Origin of the sequence: Microbispora triticiradicis (assembly GCF_005864065.1) — a bacterium.
GTDB lineage: Bacteria > Actinomycetota > Actinomycetes > Streptosporangiales > Streptosporangiaceae > Microbispora > Microbispora triticiradicis.
Map to the genome: position 1 here is coordinate 58,790 of NZ_VANP01000022.1, position 18,592 is coordinate 77,381.

An 18,592-nucleotide genomic window follows, 5' to 3' on the forward strand; every position below is an offset into this window, starting at 1 on the left:
GGACGGTGCTGCCCCGGCCAGACGCGCCGATTATGGCGTTCCTTGGAGGTAACTCCTCGTAAATTCCGTAGTACCGAATACGAAGCTTCTATGGAGTTTGGTCGCGCCTGGCGTACATGCCCTTGTCGCGTGCTCTGGGCCGCTTTCCTGGGCCGCTTTCCGGGCGACCCGGCCCCGCGCGGCATGGCCGTGCGGGGCCTCGGTCCGCCCGATCAGGCGGCCTTGGTCTCCCAGAAGATCTTGGAAATCTCCTCGATCTTCGCCAGGAGGTCGTCCGCCAGCCCGGGGTCGACGGTGCCCTTGGCACCGGCCGCGCCCGCGAGCTTCGTCGCGTCCCAGAAGAGCTGGTGGAGCTGGGGGTACTGCTCAAGGTGCGGGGGCTTGAAGTAGTCGGTCCACAGCACCCAGAGGTGATGCTTGACCAGCTCGGCCCGCTGTTCCTTGATGAGCAGCGCGCGGGTCCGGAAGACCGGGTCGTCGTTGTCGGCGTACTTCTTAATGATCGCCTTCACCGACTCGGCCTCGATACGGGCCTGCGCCGGGTCGTAGACCCCGCACGGCAGGTCGCAGTGAGCGGACGCCTCGTGCCGGGGTCGCAGCAGTCGTGCGAGCATCGGAATCCTTCCTTAGGAATGCTGATGACAGCACCGTTCCAGAACCGACCTTACTCGTCTCGAAAACGCCACGCGGAGGGGGATGTGCTCACCGCCGTATGTGTCTCCGGAGACTCGATGCGGCCCGCGCTGCGACCCGGGGACTGGCTGCTGGTACGGCTCGGCGCCGCCGTGCGGCCGGGTGACGTGGTGGTCGCCAGGCGGCCGCACGGGCTGATCGTCAAGCGGGCCTTCCGGCTGACCGGCGACGGCTGGTGGCTGGAGAGCGACAACCAGTCGGCCCCCGGACGCCGCGACAGCTGGGACTTCGGCGCGGTGCCCGAGGACGACGTCCTGGGCAGGGTCGTGCTGCGCTACTGGCCCCGGCCCGCGCTGCGCTTCCCCGCGCCGCCCGGCTGACGGGTGTGCGGGCCCACCGGGATCAGGCGCCGCGCTTGCGGGCCCGGTACGCGGCCACGTTGGCCCGGCTGGCGCACCGCTCCGAGCAGTAGCGGCGCGACCGGTTGGAGGAGGTGTCGATGTAGACGTTGCGGCACGGCGACGCCTGGCAGAGGCCGAGCCGGTCGACGCCGAGACGGGTGACCACGCTGGCGAGGCCCATGACCGACCCGACCGCCAGGGCGTCGGCGACCCGGCCGCCCTCGGTCAGGTGCAGGTGCCAGGGCTGGCCGTCGTGGCCGGAGATCTGCGGATGCACGGGATGCCGGACCAGCAGGCCGTTGAGGCGGTCGACCACGTCGACGTCGTCTCCTCCCGACGCGGCCTCGAACACCCCCGCGAGCTCCTCACGCAGCTCCCAGAGCGCGTCGATGTCCCGGCGGGTGAGGCGGGAGGCCGCCTCCGTACGGCCCGTCTCCTCCAGCAGCGACCGCAGGGAGAAGGGGTTTTTGAGCTCGTCGCCCATGTTGACCAGCTGAACGGCCAGCTCGGCGTAAGACGTCAAGTCCACTGGGGCGCCCATGTACGTAAGAGATCACTGGCAAAGCCGAGTATTACACGCCTCGTGGCCTGGGGGAACACCCATAGGGGCAACGATCTGGGGTCGCCGGGACGGGGGCGGGCGGTGGTTCGTGTGGCACAATCAGGAGACGGGTGACCCCCGTACCCCCTCAAGAGACGACCGTCAACGACGACGGCCTCCGGCGGCTACCGAAGCCTGGGCTCTCGTTCTCTTGACGGCGTCTACCGAAGGAACTCGTCCTTTCGACACTGGGGTCGCTGTGACCGTTACTCCTGATTCCTTGACTTCTCTCGATCTGGATCCCGCTTTCGCGCTGCACCGCGGCGGCAAGCTGGAGGTCCGCTCCACCGTCCCGGTCCGCGACGCCGGGGACCTGTCGCTCGCGTACACCCCGGGTGTCGCCCGCGTCTGCACCGCCATCGCCGACAACCCCGACCTGGTCAACGACTACACCTGGGTCTCCAACGTCGTGGCCGTGGTCTCCGACGGCACCGCGGTGCTGGGGCTCGGCGACATCGGGCCGGCCGCCGCGATGCCCGTGATGGAGGGCAAGGCCCTGCTGTTCAAGCAGTTCGCCGGGGTCGACGCGGTGCCCGTCTGCATCGACTGCACGGACGTGGACGCGATCGTCGAGACCGTGGTCCGGCTCGCGCCCTCGTTCGGCGGCGTCAACCTGGAGGACATCAGCGCCCCCCGCTGCTTCGAGGTGGAGGACCGCCTGCGGGCGCTTCTCGACATCCCCGTCTTCCACGACGACCAGCACGGCACCGCGATCGTGGTCCTCGCCGCGCTGCGCAACGCGGCCCGCCTCACCGGGCGGTCGCTCGGCGACCTGCGCGCCGTCGTCGCCGGCGCGGGCGCCTCCGGCGTCGCCGTCTCGCGCATCCTGCTGAACGCCGGGATCGGCGACATCGCGGTCGCCGACTCCAAGGGCATCATCCACACCGGCCGAGACGACCTGAACCAGGTCAAGTGGGCGCTGGCGAGGGACACCAACAAGGCGGGCCTGACCGGCTCGACCGAGGGGGCCCTCGCAGGCGCCGACGTGTTCGTCGGGCTCTCCGGCTCCACCATCTCCGAGCGGGCCGTCGCCGGGATGGCGCGGGACGCGATCGTGTTCGCGCTGTCCAACCCCACCCCCGAGGTCGAACCCTCGGTGGCGGCGCGGTACGCCCGCGTGGTCGCCACCGGCCGGTCCGACCACCCCAACCAGATCAACAACGTGCTGGCCTTCCCTGGGGTCTTCCGGGGCGCTCTCGACGTCCGCGCCAGGACCATCACCGAGAACATGAAGGTGGCGGCGGCCGAGGCCCTCGCGGCCGTGGTCGGGGACGACCTGTCGGAGAACTACGTGATCCCCTCGCCGTTCGACGCCCGGGTCGCCCCCGCGGTGATCGCCGCCGTCGCGCGGCAGGCCCGCGAGGACGGCGTCGCGCGTAAGTGACGCCACGCCCCGCCTGGGGCCGAAGGGCCGGACGCCGTGGCGTCCGGCCCTTTTTTCTCCACCGGGCACTTGGGAATCCCTTTACCTCGTCACGGTAGGTGCTATAAAGAGAGCTCTCCGTAACCTCATCGGCTGATGCCTGTCCCGGTTGGAAGAGCGATGCGACGTGACCTCGACCGCATCAAGGGCCTGACCCGACGGCTCGGCGGCCTCGGCGTGGGACAGCGGTTCCCCCATTCGTGGGAGGAGGGTGTGGCAAGCGTGACAGCACTGTGGAGGGCCGACGTCGAGCGGCGCAGGTTCCTGCTCGACTCCACCTTCGCCCTGGGAGCGGGCTCGGCGGGACTCGCTCACTGGCTGGCGGCACCGGACGCGACGCGGCTCGCCGCGGCCGGGCCGCGCCGGGTCGGGGCCTCGGACGTGGCCGCGATCCGGGAGGTCACCCGATCCTTCGGGGAGCTGGACAACCGGTTCGGCGGCGGCAGCGTGCGCGGGCCGGTCGTGCGCTACCTGCACACCGCCGTGACGCCGCTGCTGCGCGAGGGCGCGTACGGCGAGGTCACCGGGCGGTCGCTCGCGACCGCGGCGGCCGAGCTGACCCGGCTCGCCGGGTGGATGGCCTACGACCTCGAACAGCACGGGCTCGCCCAGCGCTACCTCATCCAGGCGCTCGGCCTGGCGCGGGGCGCGGGCGACCATGCGCTGAGCGGCGAGATCCTGGCCGGGATGAGCCACCAGGCCGTCTACATCGGGCACGCCCGGCACGGGCTGGAACTGGCCAGGGCGGGGGTCGAGGCGGCCCGGCGCTCGGGGGTCCTCACCCTGCTCGCCGAGACGCGTGTGCTGGAGGCGCACGCCCTCGCGCTGCTGGGGGACCGGGCGGGGTGCGGGAACGCGCTGCACGAGGCCGAGATCGCCTTCGACCGGCGCTCTCCGCAGAGCGAGCCCCGCTGGATCGGCTACTTCGACGAGGCCTACCTGGCCGCGAAGTCGGCCCACTGCCTGCGCGACCTCGGCGACGGCGGAGGAGCCGTACGGCAGGCCAGGCGGTCGCTGGTGATGGACGGGCGGTATGTGCGGGGGAGGATGTTCAACCTCGCGCTGCTCGCCTCGGCCCTGATCCAGGAGGGCGAACTGGAGGAGGCGTGCCAGGTCGCGTCCTCGGCGCTCGACGTGGCCGAGGGCATCCAGTCGGCCCGCACCCGGACCTACGTCGCGGACCTGCGCCGGCGACTGGCGCCGTACGCCGCGGATCCGCGGGTGGCCGCGCTGCTGGAGCGCGGCCGACGTGCGGGCAGGGCGGCGGTCGGCGTGTGACGCCGCCGGGCCCTGACCGGACGGGTGCCCACGGTGGGGCCGGCCGCGAGGGACCGGACCCCACCGGAGGCGGGCGTCACTCGGACTTGGCCTCGGTGATGCCGAGCGTGCCGTCCTTGCGGACCAGCGAGCCGGACCACAGCGAGTAGGCCGCCTTGTAGACGCCGTAGGTCTCGCCGTCGAAGTACGGAGAGCTGATCATGTCGCTACGGCCGTTGTCGTCGGTGTCCCCGCCGAGGCTGGTCACACCGTTGATGTAGCCGAGACGGCGGGCGCTGCTGTACTTGAGGATCCAGGGGCCGCCGGACGAGCCGCCGGTCATCGAGCACTTGAGGCCCACCTGCTCCTCGGCCTTGACCGAGGCCTCCTTGACCGGGAAGTACGGCTTGCCGTAGCACCACTTGAGCTTCTCGCCGGTCCAGACGTAGTTGCCGTCTCCGTGCGGCGCCGCGGGGTAGCCGAACACGAAGACCGGCGCGCCGACCTTCTGGTTGTAGGCGAGGCCCTGGCCGCCGACGTTGTTGCCCAGCGGTCCGAGGTCCTTGTACACGTTCTTCTGGTAGTCCCAGCCGATACCGCTGTAGACGGTGACGAACGAGTAGTCCCGGTCGGCGTCCTCGTACACGTCGAAGTCGTAGTGCGTGAACGCCTGCTTGCCGACGTACACGCCCCACGGGGCCTTGCCGTCGTAGTAACCCGGGATGAACACCCAGTTGTCGACGACCTGGTGGTTGCTCTCGATGTCGTAGACGCAGTGCCCGGCCGTGGCGACGAGGTTGTGGTACGCGGACTGCACCGAGGAGGCGGAGCAGGAGTAGAGGCCACTGCCGATGGAGAAGAAGACCCGGCCGACGGTCTTCGGCAGGTTGACGTTCTTGGACTTCGCGGTGGTCTTCTTCTCGTCGCCGATCGCCGGCACGATGCCCGGCTTGCCGTCGGCGGCGGGGGCTCCCTTGGAAACGTGCTTGGGAACCGTGTTGTGCTCCATGCCGTACGGGTCGGCCGCCTTGAGCTTCGAGCCGCCGCCGTCGAGCCAGAACTTGACGGTCGAGCCGGCCTGGGCGGGGCCGGCCAGCTTGGTGCTGGTCAGGACCCGGCCGGCCTGGGCCGGAGCGGTCAGGGCCGTTGCCGCAAGTCCCGCGGCGGCGATGGCGCCGATCGGGAGAAGCACGTGCTTCTTCATAGGGGGGTCGCTCCTCGCGCTGTACGTGGGACGTCACTTACGCCCCATGCGTCAGTAAAGGGATGTCAAGGAACTTACAGCACAGGAGCTTGTTGCCATAAGTCGTAGATAAGAAGACGTGTCCGGAATTAAGCACGTTTTGTGTGCGGTATGTTTCGCGGCCGGTCACCGGTCGAAACGCCCTCAGGCCGGAGAAGTGACGCGCTCGTGCCGGGCGGCGTCGTACACGTGGAACAACTCGCCGTCGAAATAGGGCGAAAGGGCGATGGACTGGCCGGACGTGCCGATGGTCAGGCCGTTGAGGTAGCCGAGCCCGCGCCCGCCCCGGTAGGCGGCCAGCCACGGCGATCCGCCGGCGGACACGAAGGGCGCGCGTACGGCCACCAGTTCGTCCGCCTTTTGGGTCAGGTCCCAGACGCGAAACGGTCTTCCGTACGATCGGCTCAAGCCGGTGGGTGCGGGGCCGGCGGAACGCCCGACGGGATAGCCGAAGACGGCGAGGGATCCACCGACCGGGAGGTTGTAGGCCAGGCCCTGCTCGCCCACCTTGTCGCCGAGGCGGCCCGCGCGGGTCAGCAGCACGCCGGTGTAACCCGTACGCGTGCGGTACTTCGGACCGGTGAACGCGGCGTACCGCGCGGCGCCGGAAAGCGCGACCCGCCGGGGCAGCACGCCGTCGTGGACGCCGACGAAGGCGTAGTCGCGGTCGAGGTCGCCGTAGCGGGTGAAGTCCTGGTGGGCGAAGGCCTGTTTTCCGGGATAGATGCCGAGGGGCGCCGAACCCCGGGCGAAACCGGGCACGAAGACCCAGTAGCGGTAGGTCCGGGCCGCCCCCGAGCCTCGCCGTACGGGCTCGTACACGCAGTGGCCGGCGGTCGCGACGAGGTTGCGGTGGTCGGCCTGGACCGAGGTGCCCGCGCACCAGTGCGGGCGGTGGTCGGCGCCGACGAAGAAGACCCTGCCCGCGGTTCTCGGCAGGTTGACGTTCCGCGCGGTGCCGGGCACCCGCCTGGCCCCGGCGACGGCGGGCACCACGCCCCGGTCGCCGCCGGGCTCCGCGTCGCCGCGCGGTGCGCGGGTGGCGGCGATCGTCGCCGGCAGGAGATAGGGCGTCGCGACGGTGAGCGCACGCGCGCCCTGCCCGAGCCAGTAGGCGAGTGCGGAGGAGACCTCCGCCTGGGGAACCAGCGGGCTCGTCACCGTGATGTCGTATGCCCGCGCGGGCGCGGGCACGACCGCGGCGAGCAACGCGGACGTCGCCACCGCCCCTGACAGCGGGGCGAGGATGCGCTTCACCCGATCTCCTTGCCGTGGAACGTCTCCCGCGCGGCACTCGTCGACGCGATGCGAAGGAACATACAGCGCATAGGCCTCACGTCGGAAACAACCGCGAAAAAAAGGAACAGGGCCCAGCCGGAGCCGGGCCCTGCGTGTCAAGCGGATCGGTCAGAGCGCGTACGCACTCAGGCGATCGAGCCGGACCAGTTGTTCTTGGCCGCGCTGTAGACGCCGTAGGTCTCGCCGTCGAAGTACGGGGAGACGGAGGTGTCGTACCGGTCGTTGCCGTCGGTGTCGGAGACGCCGATGGTCACGCCGTTCAGGTAGCCGAGACGACGGCCGTTGTTGTACTTGAGCAGCCACGCCGAGCCGAGCGAGCCCTCGCCGGTGAAGGAGGACTTGACGCCCTGCAGCTCCTCCGCCTTGATCGCCGGAGCGGTCGCGGGGAAGGTCTTGCCGTAGCTCCACTTGAGGGTGTTGCCGGAGAAGGCGTGGTTGCCGTCCGGGTGCGAGCCGCTCGGGTAGCCGAACACGAAGACCGGCTGGCCGATCTTCTGGTTGTAGGCCAGGCCCTGCCCGCCGACGTTGTCGCCGAGGCGACCCGCGTCGACGAACTTCCAGACGTAGTACTTGCCGCCCTCGGTCCCCGCCAGCAGGAACGGGTAGTTCTTGGCGTAGGCGTCCCAGGTCGCCTTCGGAACCTCGGTGCGGTTCACGGGGGCCGAGCGGTCCGCCGTGCCACCGTTGACCTTGAGGCCGTTGTAGACGGTGACGAACGCGTAGTCGCGGTCGCCGTCCTCGTAGACGTCGTAGTCGTAGTGGGTGTAGGCCGTCTTGCCGACGTACACGCCCCACGGGGTCTTGCCCTGGTAGTAACCCGGGATGAAGACCCAGTAGTTCAGCGTCGCCTTGTTGGACACCGTGTCGTAGACGCAGTGGCCAGCGGTGGCGACCAGGTTGTGGTACGACGACTGCACCGAGGTCGCGGTGCACCAGTGCGGGTTGACCGCGACGACCTTGGGGTTCTGCCGCGTGCCGACGTTCTTGAACCCGTCCGCGAAGAACACCTTGCCGGTGGTCTTGGGGAGGTTCACGTTCTTCGACTTGGCGGCGGTCTTCTTCTCGTCGCCGATCGCCGGGACGATGCCGGGCTTGCTGTCGGCCGCGGGGCCACCCTTGGAGAGGTGCTTGGCGGCGACCTTGGTCTCGACGTTGTACGGCGTGGCGGCGATCAGGTTGGCCGCGTTCTCCGCCAGCCAGAAGGCGGCGATGTTCTTGGCCTGGATGCCGGTCGACGCCAGCGGGTCACTGGCGACGTCGCCGGCCGCCTGGGCGGGGGTGACGAGACCGGCGGCGAGCAGGCCGGCGGTGGCCACGAGGCCACCGAAAGCAAGAGTGCGCTTCATGGGGAAACTCCTTGGTCTGGCGTGAGACGCCTCATGCGCCCCATCCGTCAGTGAAGGGATGGCTGGACCATACAGGGACGATCTTGAGATGCGGTAGCGGTTCCCGTGCCGTCGCAGGCCGCCGGAGCGGCGAGATCAATCCGTAATCTTCACGCCAAGGAGTGCTTTTTTACGACCTAGGCAGACATTTGCCCAGATGGTCGGTCAAGTGCGAGCGTGGGGAGCAAGGGGCGCCTGGGACGTTTGTTTCGGTCCACAAAAACGGCGGTGTGACGCGAATCACATGAAACGAATGCCACCGGATCGGCCCGCGGCGCGTCTAAGGGGCCCCTTGAACGCCCCGAGCCCCGGCGTAGTACGGCCGGGGCTCCGGGTGGGATGGAACCTGTTCGCTCGCCGCCGAGGGGTTCTCCGCCGGCCGGACGAGGGTGGTACGGGTGCGGGCCGGTGGGTTCACCACCGGCCCGCGGTCGTGCGGTCGTCCGCGCGAGTGGGACTCGCGTGAGGACTACTGCGCGGTGATCTTGCCGGACCAGTTGTTCTTGGCCGCGTTGTAGACGCCGTAGGTCTCGCCGTCGAAGTACGGGGAGACGGAGGTGTCGTACCGGTCGTTGCCGTCGGTGTCGGAGACGCCGATGGTCACGCCGTTCAGGTAGCCGAGACGACGGGCGCTCTTGTACTGCAGCAGCCACGCCGAGCCGAGCGAGCCCTCACCGGTGAAGGAGGACTTCACGCCCTGGAGCTCCTCGGCCTTGATGGCCGGAGCAGTCGCGGCGAAGGTCTTGCCGTACGACCACTTGAGGGTCTTGCCGGAGAAGGCGTGGTTGCCGTCCGGGTGCGACCCGCTCGGGTAACCGAAGACGTAGACCGAGCTGCCGATCTTCTGGTTGTAGGCCAGGCCCTGCCCGCCCACGTTGTCGCCGAGACGGCCGACGTCCTTGATGACGAGCCGGCGCTTCTCCCACGACGGGAGCACGCCGTTGTACACGGTGACGAACGCGTAGTCGCGGTCGCCGTCCTCGTACACGTCGTAGTCGTAGTGGGTGTAGGCCGTCTTGCCGACGTAGATGCCCCACGGGGTCTTGCCCTGGTAGTAACCCGGGACGAACACCCAGTAGTCCATCGTGGCCTTGTTGGACACGGTGTCGTACACGCAGTGACCCGCGGTCGCGACCAGGTTGTGGTAGGTCGACTGCACGGAGGTGGCCGAGCACCAGTGCGGCCTGCCGTCGGCGCCGCGGAAGAACACCTTGCCCGTGGTCTTGGGCAGGTTCACGTTCTTCGAGGTGCTGCTCGACTTCTTCTCGTCACCGATGGCCGGCACGACGCCGGGCTTGCTGTCCGCGGACGGCCCGCCCTTGGAGACGTGCTTGGCGGCGACCTTGGTCTCGACGGCGTACGGCGTGGCGTTCTCGAAGTTCGACGCCCGCTCGCCCCGCCAGTACTTGATGACCTGGAGGGCGGCCGAGTTCGTGGAGGCCAGGTTGTCGTTGGCCCAGGTCCTGCCGGCCGCCTGGGCGGGGGCGGCGAGACCGGCGGCGAGGAGGCCGGCGGTGGCGACGAGGCCACCGAAAGCCAGGGTGCGCTTCATTGAGGGTGTGCTCCTTGCTCTGTCGTGAGACGCCTCATGCGTCCCATGCGTCAGTAAAGGGATCGCCAAGGAACATACCGGGCAGATCTTCACGACAGAAAGCGTTCGCGGTACCTCGGAGAGGAGCCGTCGGCGCGTTACCGTTCCGTTATCGGATTCGGCTCCGGTTTGGGGTAGCCGAAACGGAGCCGAGTGCGCAGGTGGAGCGGAAGGCTGAGTCCTCGCTGTGAGGGGGCGCGGGAAGGGTGCGGCTCTCGTCTGTGTGAGCCAAATCACAGTGACCGGAGGGAGCGGAATCGGCGGCCGAACCGTCTAAACACGCCCCGATCCCCGTCTTCGGGCGCCCGGAGACGCCGAAAGGGCCCGGCTCGGAAGCCGGGCCCTTCGGGTGGACCGTGTCAGGGTTTGGACCCCTGACGGGTGACCGCTTGCGCTCTCGAAGAGAGTTAGGCGATCGAGCCGGACCAGTTGTTCTTGGCCGCGCTGTAGACGCCGTAGGTCTCGCCGTCGAAGTACGGGGAGACGGAGGTGTCGTAACGGTCGTTGCCGTCGGTGTCGGAGACGCCGATGGTCACGCCGTTCAGGTAGCCGAGACGACGGCCGTTGTTGTACTTGAGCAGCCACGCCGAACCCAGCGAGCCCTCACCGGTGAAGGAGGACTTCACGCCCTGCAGCTCCTCCGCCTTGACCGACGGAGCGGTCGCGGCGAAGGTCTTGCCGTAGGTCCACTTGAGGGTCTTGCCGGTGAAGGCCTGGTTGCCGTCGGGGTGCTTGCCGCTCGGGTAGCCGAACACGAAGACCGGCTGGCCGATCTTCTGGTTGTAGGCCAGACCCTGACCACCCACGTTGTCACCGAGGCGACCGGCGTCAGCGAACTTCAGCACGTAGTACTTGCCGTTGTGGGTGTAGGCGGGAAGCTGGCCTTCCTTGACGTAGGCGTCGTAGGTGGCCTTGTCGACCTCCTTGAAGCCGACGTACTTCTCGACCTCGGTCCAGTCGCCGGTACGAACGGCCTTCTTGACGATGTCCCACGCCTCGGCGACGCCGTTCGGCGGGAACTTGATGCCGTTGTACACGGTGACGAACGCGTAGTCGCGGTCGCCGTCCTCGTACACGTCGTAGTCGTAGTGCGTGTAGGCGGTCTTGCCGACGTAGATGCCCCACGGGGTCTTGCCCTGGTAGTAACCCGGGATGAAGACCCAGCGCTTCATGGTGGCGGCGTTGGACGCGGTGTCGTAGACACAGTGCCCGGCGGTCGCGACCAGGTTGTGGTACGCGGCCTGCACCGAGGTGGCCGTGCACCAGTGGGGGCGGTGGTCGGCGCCGATGAAGAACACCTTGCCCGTGGTCTTGGGCAGGTTCACGTTCTTCGACTTGGACGTCGACTTCTTCTCGTCGCCGATCGCCGGCACGACACCCGGCTTGCTGTCGGCCGCCGGCCCACCCTTGGAGATGTGCTTGGCGACGACCTTGGTCTCGACGTTGTACGGCGTGGCGTTGATCAGGTTGGCCATGTGCTCGCTGAACCAGAAGGCGGCGATGCTCTTGGCCTGGATGCCGGTGGCGGCCAGCGGGGCGCTGGCGACGTCGTTGGCGGCCTGAGCCGGGGCGGCAAGACCCGCGGCCAGGAGGCCGGCGGTGGCGACGAGGCCACCGAAGGCGAGAGTGCGCTTCATGAGGGAACTCCTTGGTCTGTCGTGGAACGCCTCATGCGTCCCATGCGTCAGTAAAGGGATAGGCAGAACCATACAGCGCAGATCTTGCGGGCGTATGGCGGCTTTTGACGTCTAATCCGGCTCCGCCCGCTTGTGACCAATTCGTGACGTTGCCGCCATGGGGGATGGATCGTTCCGGGCGGCCCATTGCCGCAGCTAGAGAATCTTCCTTTCCGGATCTTCACCGGCGGTCGTGGAAATCCCTGCGGTGGGGCGTCAGGAATGGCTGTGACGCGAATCACACCACTGTGATGGCACTGGTCGGGCGGCTCATCCGTCTAACGCGCCCGGGCCTCACCCAGGGTGGCCGAATGATGGCGCGACACCGCGAACGGGGAAAGGCACGTTTCCGGCCACGTCGCGCAGGACCCTCTCTCGGTTTACTTCTCCCGGCCAGAGAATAAGACCGTCGTCGCGTATTGGGAGAAAACGAAAGAGCCCGGCCGGAGGCCGGGCTCTTCGTCAAGCCTGAACCGCTGGGATCAGTGGTTCAGCGGGTTCTCGAAAGGCACCGCGATGGAGCCGGACCAGTTGTTCTTGGCCGCGCTGTAGACGCCGTAGGTCTCGCCGTCGAAGTACGGGGAGACGGAGGTGTCGTACCGGTCGTTGCCGTCGGTGTCGGAGACGCCGATGGTCACGCCGTTCAGGTAGCCGAGACGACGGCCGTTGTTGTACTTCAGCAGCCAGGACGAGCCGAGCGCGCCCTCGCCGGTGAAGGAGGACTTGACGGCCTGCAGCTCCTCGGCCTTGACCGACGGAGCGGTCGCGGCGAAGGTCTTGCCGTAGGTCCACTTGAGGGTCTTGCCGGTGAAGGCCTGGTTGCCGTCGGGGTGCTTGCCGCTCGGGTAGCCGAACACGAAGACCGGCTGGCCGATCTTCTGGTTGTAGGCCAGGCCCTGCCCGCCGACGTTGTCGCCGAGGCGACCCGCGTCCACGAACGCCCACACGTAGTAGTGGCCGTTGCTCTGGTGGCAGAAGCCGGAGGTGCGGTACCACGCCGGGAACTTGTTGAAGGTCTCCTTGGAGACCTCCTTCCAAGCACCGGGGTTGGCCGGACCGAAGGGAGCGATCACGCCGTCGTGCGGCATCTTGAGGCCGTTGTACACGGTGACGAACGCGTAGTCGCGGTCGCCGTCCTCGTACACGTCGTAGTCGTAGTGCGTGTAAGCGGTCTTACCCACGTAGATGCCCCACGGGGTCTTGCCCTGGTAGTAACCCGGGACGAAGACCCAGTTGTTCAGCGTGGCCGCGTTGGACTCGGTGTCGTAGACACAGTGTCCGGCGGTCGCGACCATGTTGTGGTACGCCGACTGCACGGAGGTGGCGGTGCACCAGTGCGGCCTGCCGTCGGAGCCGTTGAAGAACACCTTGCCCGTGGTCTTGGGCAGGTTCACGTTCTTCGACTTGGCGACCGTCTTCTTCTCGTCGCCGATCGCCGGAACCACACCGGGCTTGCTGTCCGCCGCCGGCCCACCCTTGGAGATGTGCTTGGCGACGACCTTGGTCTCGACGTCGTACGGCGTCGCGTTGACCAGGTTCGCGTACGCGTTGTTGAACCAGTACGCGGCCGTGGACCAAGCCGCGATGCCGTTGGTGGCGAGTGCGTCGCTGGCGACGTCCTGCGGGGTGGCCTGAGCCGGGGCGGCGAGGCCCGCGGCCAGGAGGCCGGCGGTGGCGACGAGGCCACCGAAAGCCAGAGTGCGCTTCATGGGGAACTCCTTGGTCTGTCGTGAGACGCCTCTTGCGTCCCATCCGTCAGAAGAGGGATGGCCAGACCTTACAGCCCCGATTTGGACCGGAACAGGCGAACAGGAAGGGCCTCGGGGCCCACCGCGCGCCGAGATCTTCGCGTGACCTGACTGACGGAGTGAAAACCTTTCTGTCGACCCGTCTCACCGATCGTTTCCGCAGCCTGGGAGTTCCCTGGGAGTTTTCTGACCGAATCCTGTGGAAGGGCGTGACGTCGACGGCCGCTTCGCGGTGTGACGCAAATCACAGCATATGAGTGGAACGGGGCGTATCGACGCCGCCTGACCTGGGTCTTCGCATCGGGCGGCGTCGCGCTTCCGCGTCTCCGGGTTTACGCCCCCGTCGCAGAATTTCCGTCGGTACGCCGGAAGGCCCGGCTGAGGACAGCCGGGCCTTCCATGGGGGGGTGTCGCCGCGTGCGGCGATCAGGCGGATCAGGCGATGGAGCCGGACCAGACGTTGGCGGCGGCCTTGTAGACGCCGTAGGTCTCGCCGTCGAAGTACGGGGAGACGCTGGTGTCGATCCGGTCGTTGCCGTCGGTGTCGGAGACACCGCTGGTGACGCCATTCAGGTAGCCCAGGCGACGGCTGCTCGAGTAGTTGAGCAGCCACGCGGAGCCCGAGGAGCCCTCACCGGTGAAGGACGACTTCACGCCCTGGAGCTCCTCGGCCTTCACGGCCGGGGCCTTGGCGGCGAAGGTCTTGCCGTACGACCACTTGAGGGTCTGGCCGGAGAAGGCGTGGTTGCCGTCCGGGTGCGACCCGCTCGGGTAGCCGAAGACGTAGACGTACTTGCCGATCTTCTGGTTGTAGGCGAAGCCCTGGCCGCCGACGTTGTCGCCGAGGCGGCCGGCGTCGGTGAACTTCACCACGTAGTACTTGCCGCCCTTGGCCTTGCGGATGAAGCGGTCGTACTTGTTGTACTCCTTCTTGTCGACCTGCTTCCAGTTCCACTCGGCGACGTTGCGCAGGTCGCCGCCGCGGCCGGCCTTGATGCCGTTGTAGACGGTCACGAACGCGTAGTCGCGGTCGCCGTCCTCGTACACGTCGAAGTCGTAGTGGGTGTAGGCCGTCTTGCCGACGTAGATGCCCCACGGAGCCTTGCCCTGGTAGTAACCGGGCACGAAGACCCAGTACTTCATGGTGGCCTTGTTCGACTCGGTGTCGTACACGCAGTGGCCGGCGGTGGCGACCACGTTGTGGTACTTCGACTGCAGCGAGGTGGCGGTGCACCAGTGCGGCCTGTGGTCGGCGCCGACGAAGAAGACCTTGCCGGTGGTACGCGGCAGGTTCACGTTCTTGGAAGCGCCGCTGGCCTTGGTGCCGCCGCCGGTGGGGGCGACGGTGCCCGGCTTGCTGTCCGCGGACGGCCCGCCCTTGGAGATGTGCTTGGCGGGGACCTGGGTCTCGTACCCGTACGGGGTGGCGTTGACCAGGTTGGCGGCCTTCTCGGTCAGCCAGTAGGCGACGATGTTCTTCGCGGCGACTCCGCTCGCGGCCAGGGTGTCCGAGGCCGTGTCGGGAGCGGCCTGAGCCGGCACTGCCAGGGTGGCCCCGACGAGGCCGGCGGCGGCGATGCCTCCGATGGGGAGGATCAGGCGCCTGACTCGGGTGTTCATGAAACTCCAGGTGCTGTCGTGTGGGACGCCTCATGCGTCCCACCCGTGTGTAAAGGGCTAGTAAAGACAGTACCTGCGCTCTTAACCCCTGTTTTAGGTGCTTTCCGTGTGACATCGCCCGTTACTTGACGGTTATCTTCAACAAGCGCTGTCAAGTGATCGATCACAACTCGGCATCGGCGCAGGTCTGATCGAGAGCGGTGCGTGTAAAGGCCGGTACGCAGCGCGACTACCAGGCGCGTCGTGGTGTGAGCTAAATCACATTCGCGATCCCGGGGCCGGAGTCAGCCGGTGCCCTGCCGGCCCGCCTGCGCGTACACCCGCCGGGTGAGCGTGTTGAAGTACGGCGTGGAGACCGCGTCGAGACGCCCGCCACCGCTGAGGTTCCAGGTCAGGCTGGTGACCCCGGTCAGGTGGCCGGTCCGCTTGGCGGGGTTGTAGCCGACGACCCAGGGGCCGCCGCTCGCGCCCGCGGTGAATGTGCAGCCGGGCAGGCGCACTCCGTGCTCCAGTTGCCAGGTCGGCGCGCTGACGATCTTCTTCTCCGTCGTGCCGGAGCAGGTCCGCACCGTCTGGCCGTCGTACGGGCGGGTGCCGTCGGGGTGGGCCCCCGCGGGATAGCCGAAGGCGCTGACGCGCCGGGCGAGCGGCTTGGCGGAGGTGAACAGGAAGGCGCCGACCTTGTCCTCCAGGCGCCCGACGTCCACCGCCCGATACCGGAACCTGCCCTGCTGCGTGTACGGCTGCCAGGTGAAGCCCCGGTGCACGGTCACGAAGGCGTAGTCGCGGTCGAAGTCGCCCTGCCCGGCGAAGTCCTCGTGCATGTAGAGCGTGTGGCCGACGAAGATCCCCTTGGGGGCCACGCCGTCGTGGTAGGACGGGATGAAGATCCAGTTCTCCACCGGCTTGTCCTGGGCCAGCGCGTACGCGCAGTGTCCGGCGGTGGCGACGAGGTTGCGGTGGGCCGAGTGGACCGCGGAGGCGGAGCACCAGTACTGCTTGTCGCCCACCTTGAAGAAGACCTTGCCCACCATGGGAGGGGCGTCGCCGGGGGCCGATGCGGCCGCCCGCCGGGGCGGCGTCGCGCCCCGGCTCGCCGCCGTGGGGAGCATCTCCAGCGCGGAGGTGGTGCTCTTCACCGACGGCGACGGCTTGGTGCTCGGCACGTAACTGCTCGCCTGCTTGAGCCGATCAGGGCTCCAGTACGCCGCCACCCGCTCCTTGTCGGCCTGCTTCGGCGCGAGGGCGAAGCTGCTGACGCCGTCCCTGCTGACCCCGCTGTCGCCGGCCACACTCCTGCCGAGGCCGCTCACGACGGAGACCGGGGCCGCGGCGAGTTGGGGCGAGGCCGTCGCGGGTGTCGCCGGTCCCTGGCTCCAGAGCACGGCGGCCAGGCCCGCGGCGGCGGCGACGCCACCGGCGAGTGCGAGCTTCCTGGTCACCGTGGACCCCTCAGATGGGAGATATGGATAGTAAGGGGTGATTTTTCCAGATCCACACGGTTCAGGCACACCTTCTTGCCCAGCTCGTTATGAAACCCGCGGAACCGATGCGGTCTGTGGTACGTCAGATTTCCTTGTGGCGCGGAGTGTGCGCTTGCTCGGAGACCCCCCCACGGGAACGCTGGCACCAGCGGAAACGGGGGATCGAATGAGAACACTGCTTGTCCTGCTGGCCGGTGCGGCCCTGGCCGCCGGCCCGTCCGGCCACGCGTCGGCGTCTGACCAGGTGAGGGGCCTGCCCGCGCCGCCGTCACTGAAAATCGGGGCACAGGCTCCCCCGTCCCCGGCCGCCCGCGTACGCGTGGCGATCCTGACCGTGGCGAACGGCGCGCAGGCGGATCCGCCGGCCCGCTCGGCCTTCCTGAACTGCTCCCCGGTGGGGGGTTCGCATCCCCACGCGGCCGAGGCGTGCGCGCGGCTGAGAAGAGCGGTCCTCGATCCGGCGGTGCTGAAGCGGCCCGGCACGGGGCCCTGCACGATGCTCTACTCACCTGTGACGGTCACCGCCAGCGGTATCTGGGACGGGAAGTACTTCCAGCTCCGGCACACCTTCGGCAACGACTGCGAGATGCGGTCGGTCACCGGTGCGCTGGCCGAGTTCTGATGTGGACGTCCGACGCTTCCGGCATTCCACCGCATCCGGCGTAGGCGGGACGTAAGCCTCCTTCGGCGCGGCACGCACGGAGACATGCGAACGGAGACATGCGAAGGGCCCGGCGGTCGCCCGCCGGGCCCCCGTCCACCTGGACGTTCGCGCCTGACCGAATGGCCGTGCGGTCAGGCCGCCCGCGTCACTGCGTCCACCGGTTGGCGGCCGCCGCGTAGACGTCGTAGGTCTCGCTGTTGAAGTACGGCGAGGAGATCCGGTCGTACCGGTCGTTGCCGTCGCTGTCCCAGGCGACGCTGTTGATGCCGTTCAGGTAGCCCTTGCGCGTTCTGCTCCTGTAGTCGAGGAGCCACGGGCCGCCGCTCGCGCCGGCGGTCATGCCGCACTTGAACCCGATGTGCTCCTGGATGTTGTACTTCAACGCGGCCGGCATGGGAGTCGTCTGGCCGTAGCACCACTTCATCGTCCGCCCGGTGAACGGCCGGTCGCCGTCCGGGTGCGGCCCCGCCGGGTAGCCGAACGAGAACACCTTGACCTTCGTGCTGCGGTTCCAGGTGAAGCCCTGGCCGCCCACGTTGTCGCCCAGGCGGCCGGCCGGGGTGGTGGTGTACTGCGTGGCCGAGCCGACCTTCTTCGGGGTCAGCCGGAAGCCCGACGACACGTTCACGAACGCGTAGTCGTAGTCGTAGTCCTCCTTGACCACGAAGTCGTCGTGCGCCTGGAACCACTTGGCGGGATAGATGCCGTACGGCGCCTTGCCCTCCCACACCTGGTTGCCGTCCCAGTAGGAGGGGATGAAGATCCAGTTGTCGTAGAACTGGTTCGACACCGGGTCGTAGACGCAGTGCGCCGAGGTGGCGACCACGTTGCGGTACCTGCCCTGAACGGACGTGCCGGAGCAGTACTTCCAGCTCCGGGGGTCGAGCGGATTCTGGCCGGGCAGCGTGAAGAACACCCGGCCGACCGTGTTCGGCAGGTTGACCTGCCGGGACACGCCCGCCTTGGTCTTCTCCGCGCCGATCGGCGGGACCGTGCCCGGCTTGCCGTCCGGGGTGGTCTTGCTGACCTTGCCGAAGCCCTTGACGGAGTTGCCGAGTTCCTCGCTGTAGTCCTTGGCCGCCCGCAGCCGTTGCGGCGACCAGAAGGAGACCGCCTGGGCGGGCGTCTGGGGCGCCGCCTTGACGGTCACGTCGCCGGGGCCGGTCTGCGCCGAGGCCGCCGGTTGGGTGACGCCGATCACGCCGACCACGCCGGCCGCGACGAGCGCGCCGGTGAGGGGGATGGTCAGGCGTCGTGCTCGGGGGATCATGAAGCTCCTTTCCCTGGGACGGATGAGGGTGCGTCCCATTCAGCAGGAAAACGCTCCGAAGATTAACGACCGGATCCGACCGGCTGCCGTGCTTATAACCAGAACAATCAGCAGATTGCCCTATCTGTTATCGATAGCGGCTGGTTATGGTTCGCATCTGCGCAGCTCAGAGAGGGTGCGAAGGGGTGCGTCGTCTTACCGGACGAAGGGTTCACAACCATTCTTGACCGGTCTTGATTGATTTCCGGCGCTCTGGTCCCGGTAATGTCCTCGATTATCAAAACGGACAGACCCGGC

15 protein-coding genes are annotated in these 18,592 nt (G+C 68.1%); 4 read left to right on the top strand and 11 right to left on the bottom strand.

Features of this window, described 5'->3' with window-relative positions; translation table 11 throughout:
* Positions 1-212: 212 nt before the first annotated feature.
* Positions 213-614: a superoxide dismutase, Ni gene (gene sodN, locus FED44_RS33770; RefSeq protein WP_111700802.1), complete on the bottom strand. Its 402-nt coding sequence runs from the start codon at positions 612-614 to the stop codon at positions 213-215.
* Positions 615-698: 84 nt separating this feature from the next.
* On the opposite strand from sodN, the gene FED44_RS33775 reads away from it, so the two are divergent.
* Positions 699-1,013: a S24 family peptidase gene (locus FED44_RS33775; protein ID WP_244302491.1), complete on the top strand. Its 315-nt coding sequence runs from the start codon at positions 699-701 to the stop codon at positions 1,011-1,013.
* A gap of 22 nt (positions 1,014-1,035) precedes the next feature.
* Here FED44_RS33775 and FED44_RS33780 read toward each other — a convergent pair whose 3' ends face one another.
* Positions 1,036-1,563: a CGNR zinc finger domain-containing protein gene (locus tag FED44_RS33780; RefSeq protein ID WP_244302492.1), complete on the bottom strand. Its 528-nt coding sequence runs from the start codon at positions 1,561-1,563 to the stop codon at positions 1,036-1,038.
* A 292-nt stretch (positions 1,564-1,855) separates the two neighbouring features.
* On the opposite strand from FED44_RS33780, the gene FED44_RS33785 reads away from it, so the two are divergent.
* Together FED44_RS33785 and FED44_RS33790 are read left to right on the top strand one after the other, a co-directional pair.
* Entirely contained in the window at positions 1,856-3,019 is a 1,164-nt protein-coding gene (locus FED44_RS33785) for an NAD(P)-dependent malic enzyme (protein WP_244302494.1), read from the top strand.
* Between the two features lie 159 nt (positions 3,020-3,178).
* The gene (locus FED44_RS33790) at positions 3,179-4,336 is read left to right on the top strand and encodes a hypothetical protein (protein WP_182877746.1); all 1,158 of its coding nucleotides are present in this window, start codon (positions 3,179-3,181) and stop codon (positions 4,334-4,336) included.
* Positions 4,337-4,412: 76 nt separating this feature from the next.
* Here the strand turns inward: FED44_RS33790 and FED44_RS33795 are convergent, their stop codons facing one another.
* The 8 genes from FED44_RS33795 to FED44_RS33830 form a co-directional block, all read right to left on the bottom strand.
* A complete protein-coding gene (locus FED44_RS33795) occupies positions 4,413-5,519 on the bottom strand; it encodes a trypsin-like serine peptidase (protein WP_111700798.1) in 1,107 nt (368 codons plus the stop codon).
* Positions 5,520-5,702: 183 nt separating this feature from the next.
* Positions 5,703-6,815 (bottom strand): trypsin-like serine peptidase, encoded by a 1,113-nt coding sequence (locus FED44_RS33800; protein WP_138463205.1) that lies wholly within the window; start codon positions 6,813-6,815, stop codon positions 5,703-5,705.
* Positions 6,816-6,982: 167 nt separating this feature from the next.
* Positions 6,983-8,203, bottom strand: coding sequence for a trypsin-like serine peptidase (locus tag FED44_RS33805; protein WP_111700796.1), 1,221 nt, complete (start codon positions 8,201-8,203; stop codon positions 6,983-6,985).
* A 508-nt stretch (positions 8,204-8,711) separates the two neighbouring features.
* Positions 8,712-9,794, bottom strand: a complete 1,083-nt coding sequence (locus tag FED44_RS33810) for a trypsin-like serine peptidase (protein WP_138463206.1) — start codon at positions 9,792-9,794, stop codon at positions 8,712-8,714.
* A 446-nt stretch (positions 9,795-10,240) separates the two neighbouring features.
* Positions 10,241-11,470 carry a trypsin-like serine peptidase gene (locus FED44_RS33815; protein ID WP_138463207.1) on the bottom strand — a complete coding sequence of 410 codons (1,230 nt, stop codon included), beginning with the start codon at positions 11,468-11,470 and terminating at the stop codon, positions 10,241-10,243.
* A gap of 521 nt (positions 11,471-11,991) precedes the next feature.
* A complete protein-coding gene (locus tag FED44_RS33820) occupies positions 11,992-13,218 on the bottom strand; it encodes a trypsin-like serine peptidase (RefSeq protein ID WP_138463208.1) in 1,227 nt (408 codons plus the stop codon).
* A gap of 474 nt (positions 13,219-13,692) precedes the next feature.
* On the bottom strand, positions 13,693-14,877 hold the full coding sequence (locus tag FED44_RS33825) for a trypsin-like serine peptidase (protein ID WP_111700792.1): 1,185 nt from the start codon (positions 14,875-14,877) through the stop codon (positions 13,693-13,695).
* Positions 14,878-15,161: 284 nt separating this feature from the next.
* A complete protein-coding gene (locus tag FED44_RS33830) occupies positions 15,162-16,319 on the bottom strand; it encodes a trypsin-like serine peptidase (protein ID WP_138463209.1) in 1,158 nt (385 codons plus the stop codon).
* A gap of 208 nt (positions 16,320-16,527) precedes the next feature.
* Between FED44_RS33830 and FED44_RS33835 the strand changes: the two genes are divergently transcribed.
* Entirely contained in the window at positions 16,528-16,983 is a 456-nt protein-coding gene (locus FED44_RS33835; RefSeq protein WP_138463210.1) for an SSI family serine proteinase inhibitor, read from the top strand.
* Positions 16,984-17,170: 187 nt separating this feature from the next.
* On the opposite strand, the gene FED44_RS33840 is transcribed toward FED44_RS33835, so the two are convergent.
* Positions 17,171-18,295, bottom strand: a complete 1,125-nt coding sequence (locus tag FED44_RS33840; protein ID WP_111700789.1) for a trypsin-like serine peptidase — start codon at positions 18,293-18,295, stop codon at positions 17,171-17,173.
* Positions 18,296-18,592: the final 297 nt, after the last annotated feature.

Bases quoted from the DNA above. Each gene is read 5' to 3' on its own strand.
- sodN (WP_111700802.1), bottom strand. From the start codon at position 614: ATGCTCGCACGACTGCTGCGACCCCGGCACGAGGCGTCCGCTCACTGC.
- FED44_RS33790 (WP_182877746.1), top strand. From the start codon at position 3,179: ATGCGACGTGACCTCGACCGCATCAAGGGCCTGACCCGACGGCTCGGC.
- FED44_RS33795 (WP_111700798.1), bottom strand. From the start codon at position 5,519: ATGAAGAAGCACGTGCTTCTCCCGATCGGCGCCATCGCCGCCGCGGGA.
- FED44_RS33805 (WP_111700796.1), bottom strand. From the start codon at position 8,203: ATGAAGCGCACTCTTGCTTTCGGTGGCCTCGTGGCCACCGCCGGCCTG.
- FED44_RS33810 (WP_138463206.1), bottom strand. From the start codon at position 9,794: ATGAAGCGCACCCTGGCTTTCGGTGGCCTCGTCGCCACCGCCGGCCTC.
- FED44_RS33815 (WP_138463207.1), bottom strand. From the start codon at position 11,470: ATGAAGCGCACTCTCGCCTTCGGTGGCCTCGTCGCCACCGCCGGCCTC.
- FED44_RS33820 (WP_138463208.1), bottom strand. From the start codon at position 13,218: ATGAAGCGCACTCTGGCTTTCGGTGGCCTCGTCGCCACCGCCGGCCTC.
- FED44_RS33825 (WP_111700792.1), bottom strand. From the start codon at position 14,877: ATGAACACCCGAGTCAGGCGCCTGATCCTCCCCATCGGAGGCATCGCC.
- FED44_RS33835 (WP_138463210.1), top strand. From the start codon at position 16,528: ATGAGAACACTGCTTGTCCTGCTGGCCGGTGCGGCCCTGGCCGCCGGC.
- FED44_RS33840 (WP_111700789.1), bottom strand. From the start codon at position 18,295: ATGATCCCCCGAGCACGACGCCTGACCATCCCCCTCACCGGCGCGCTC.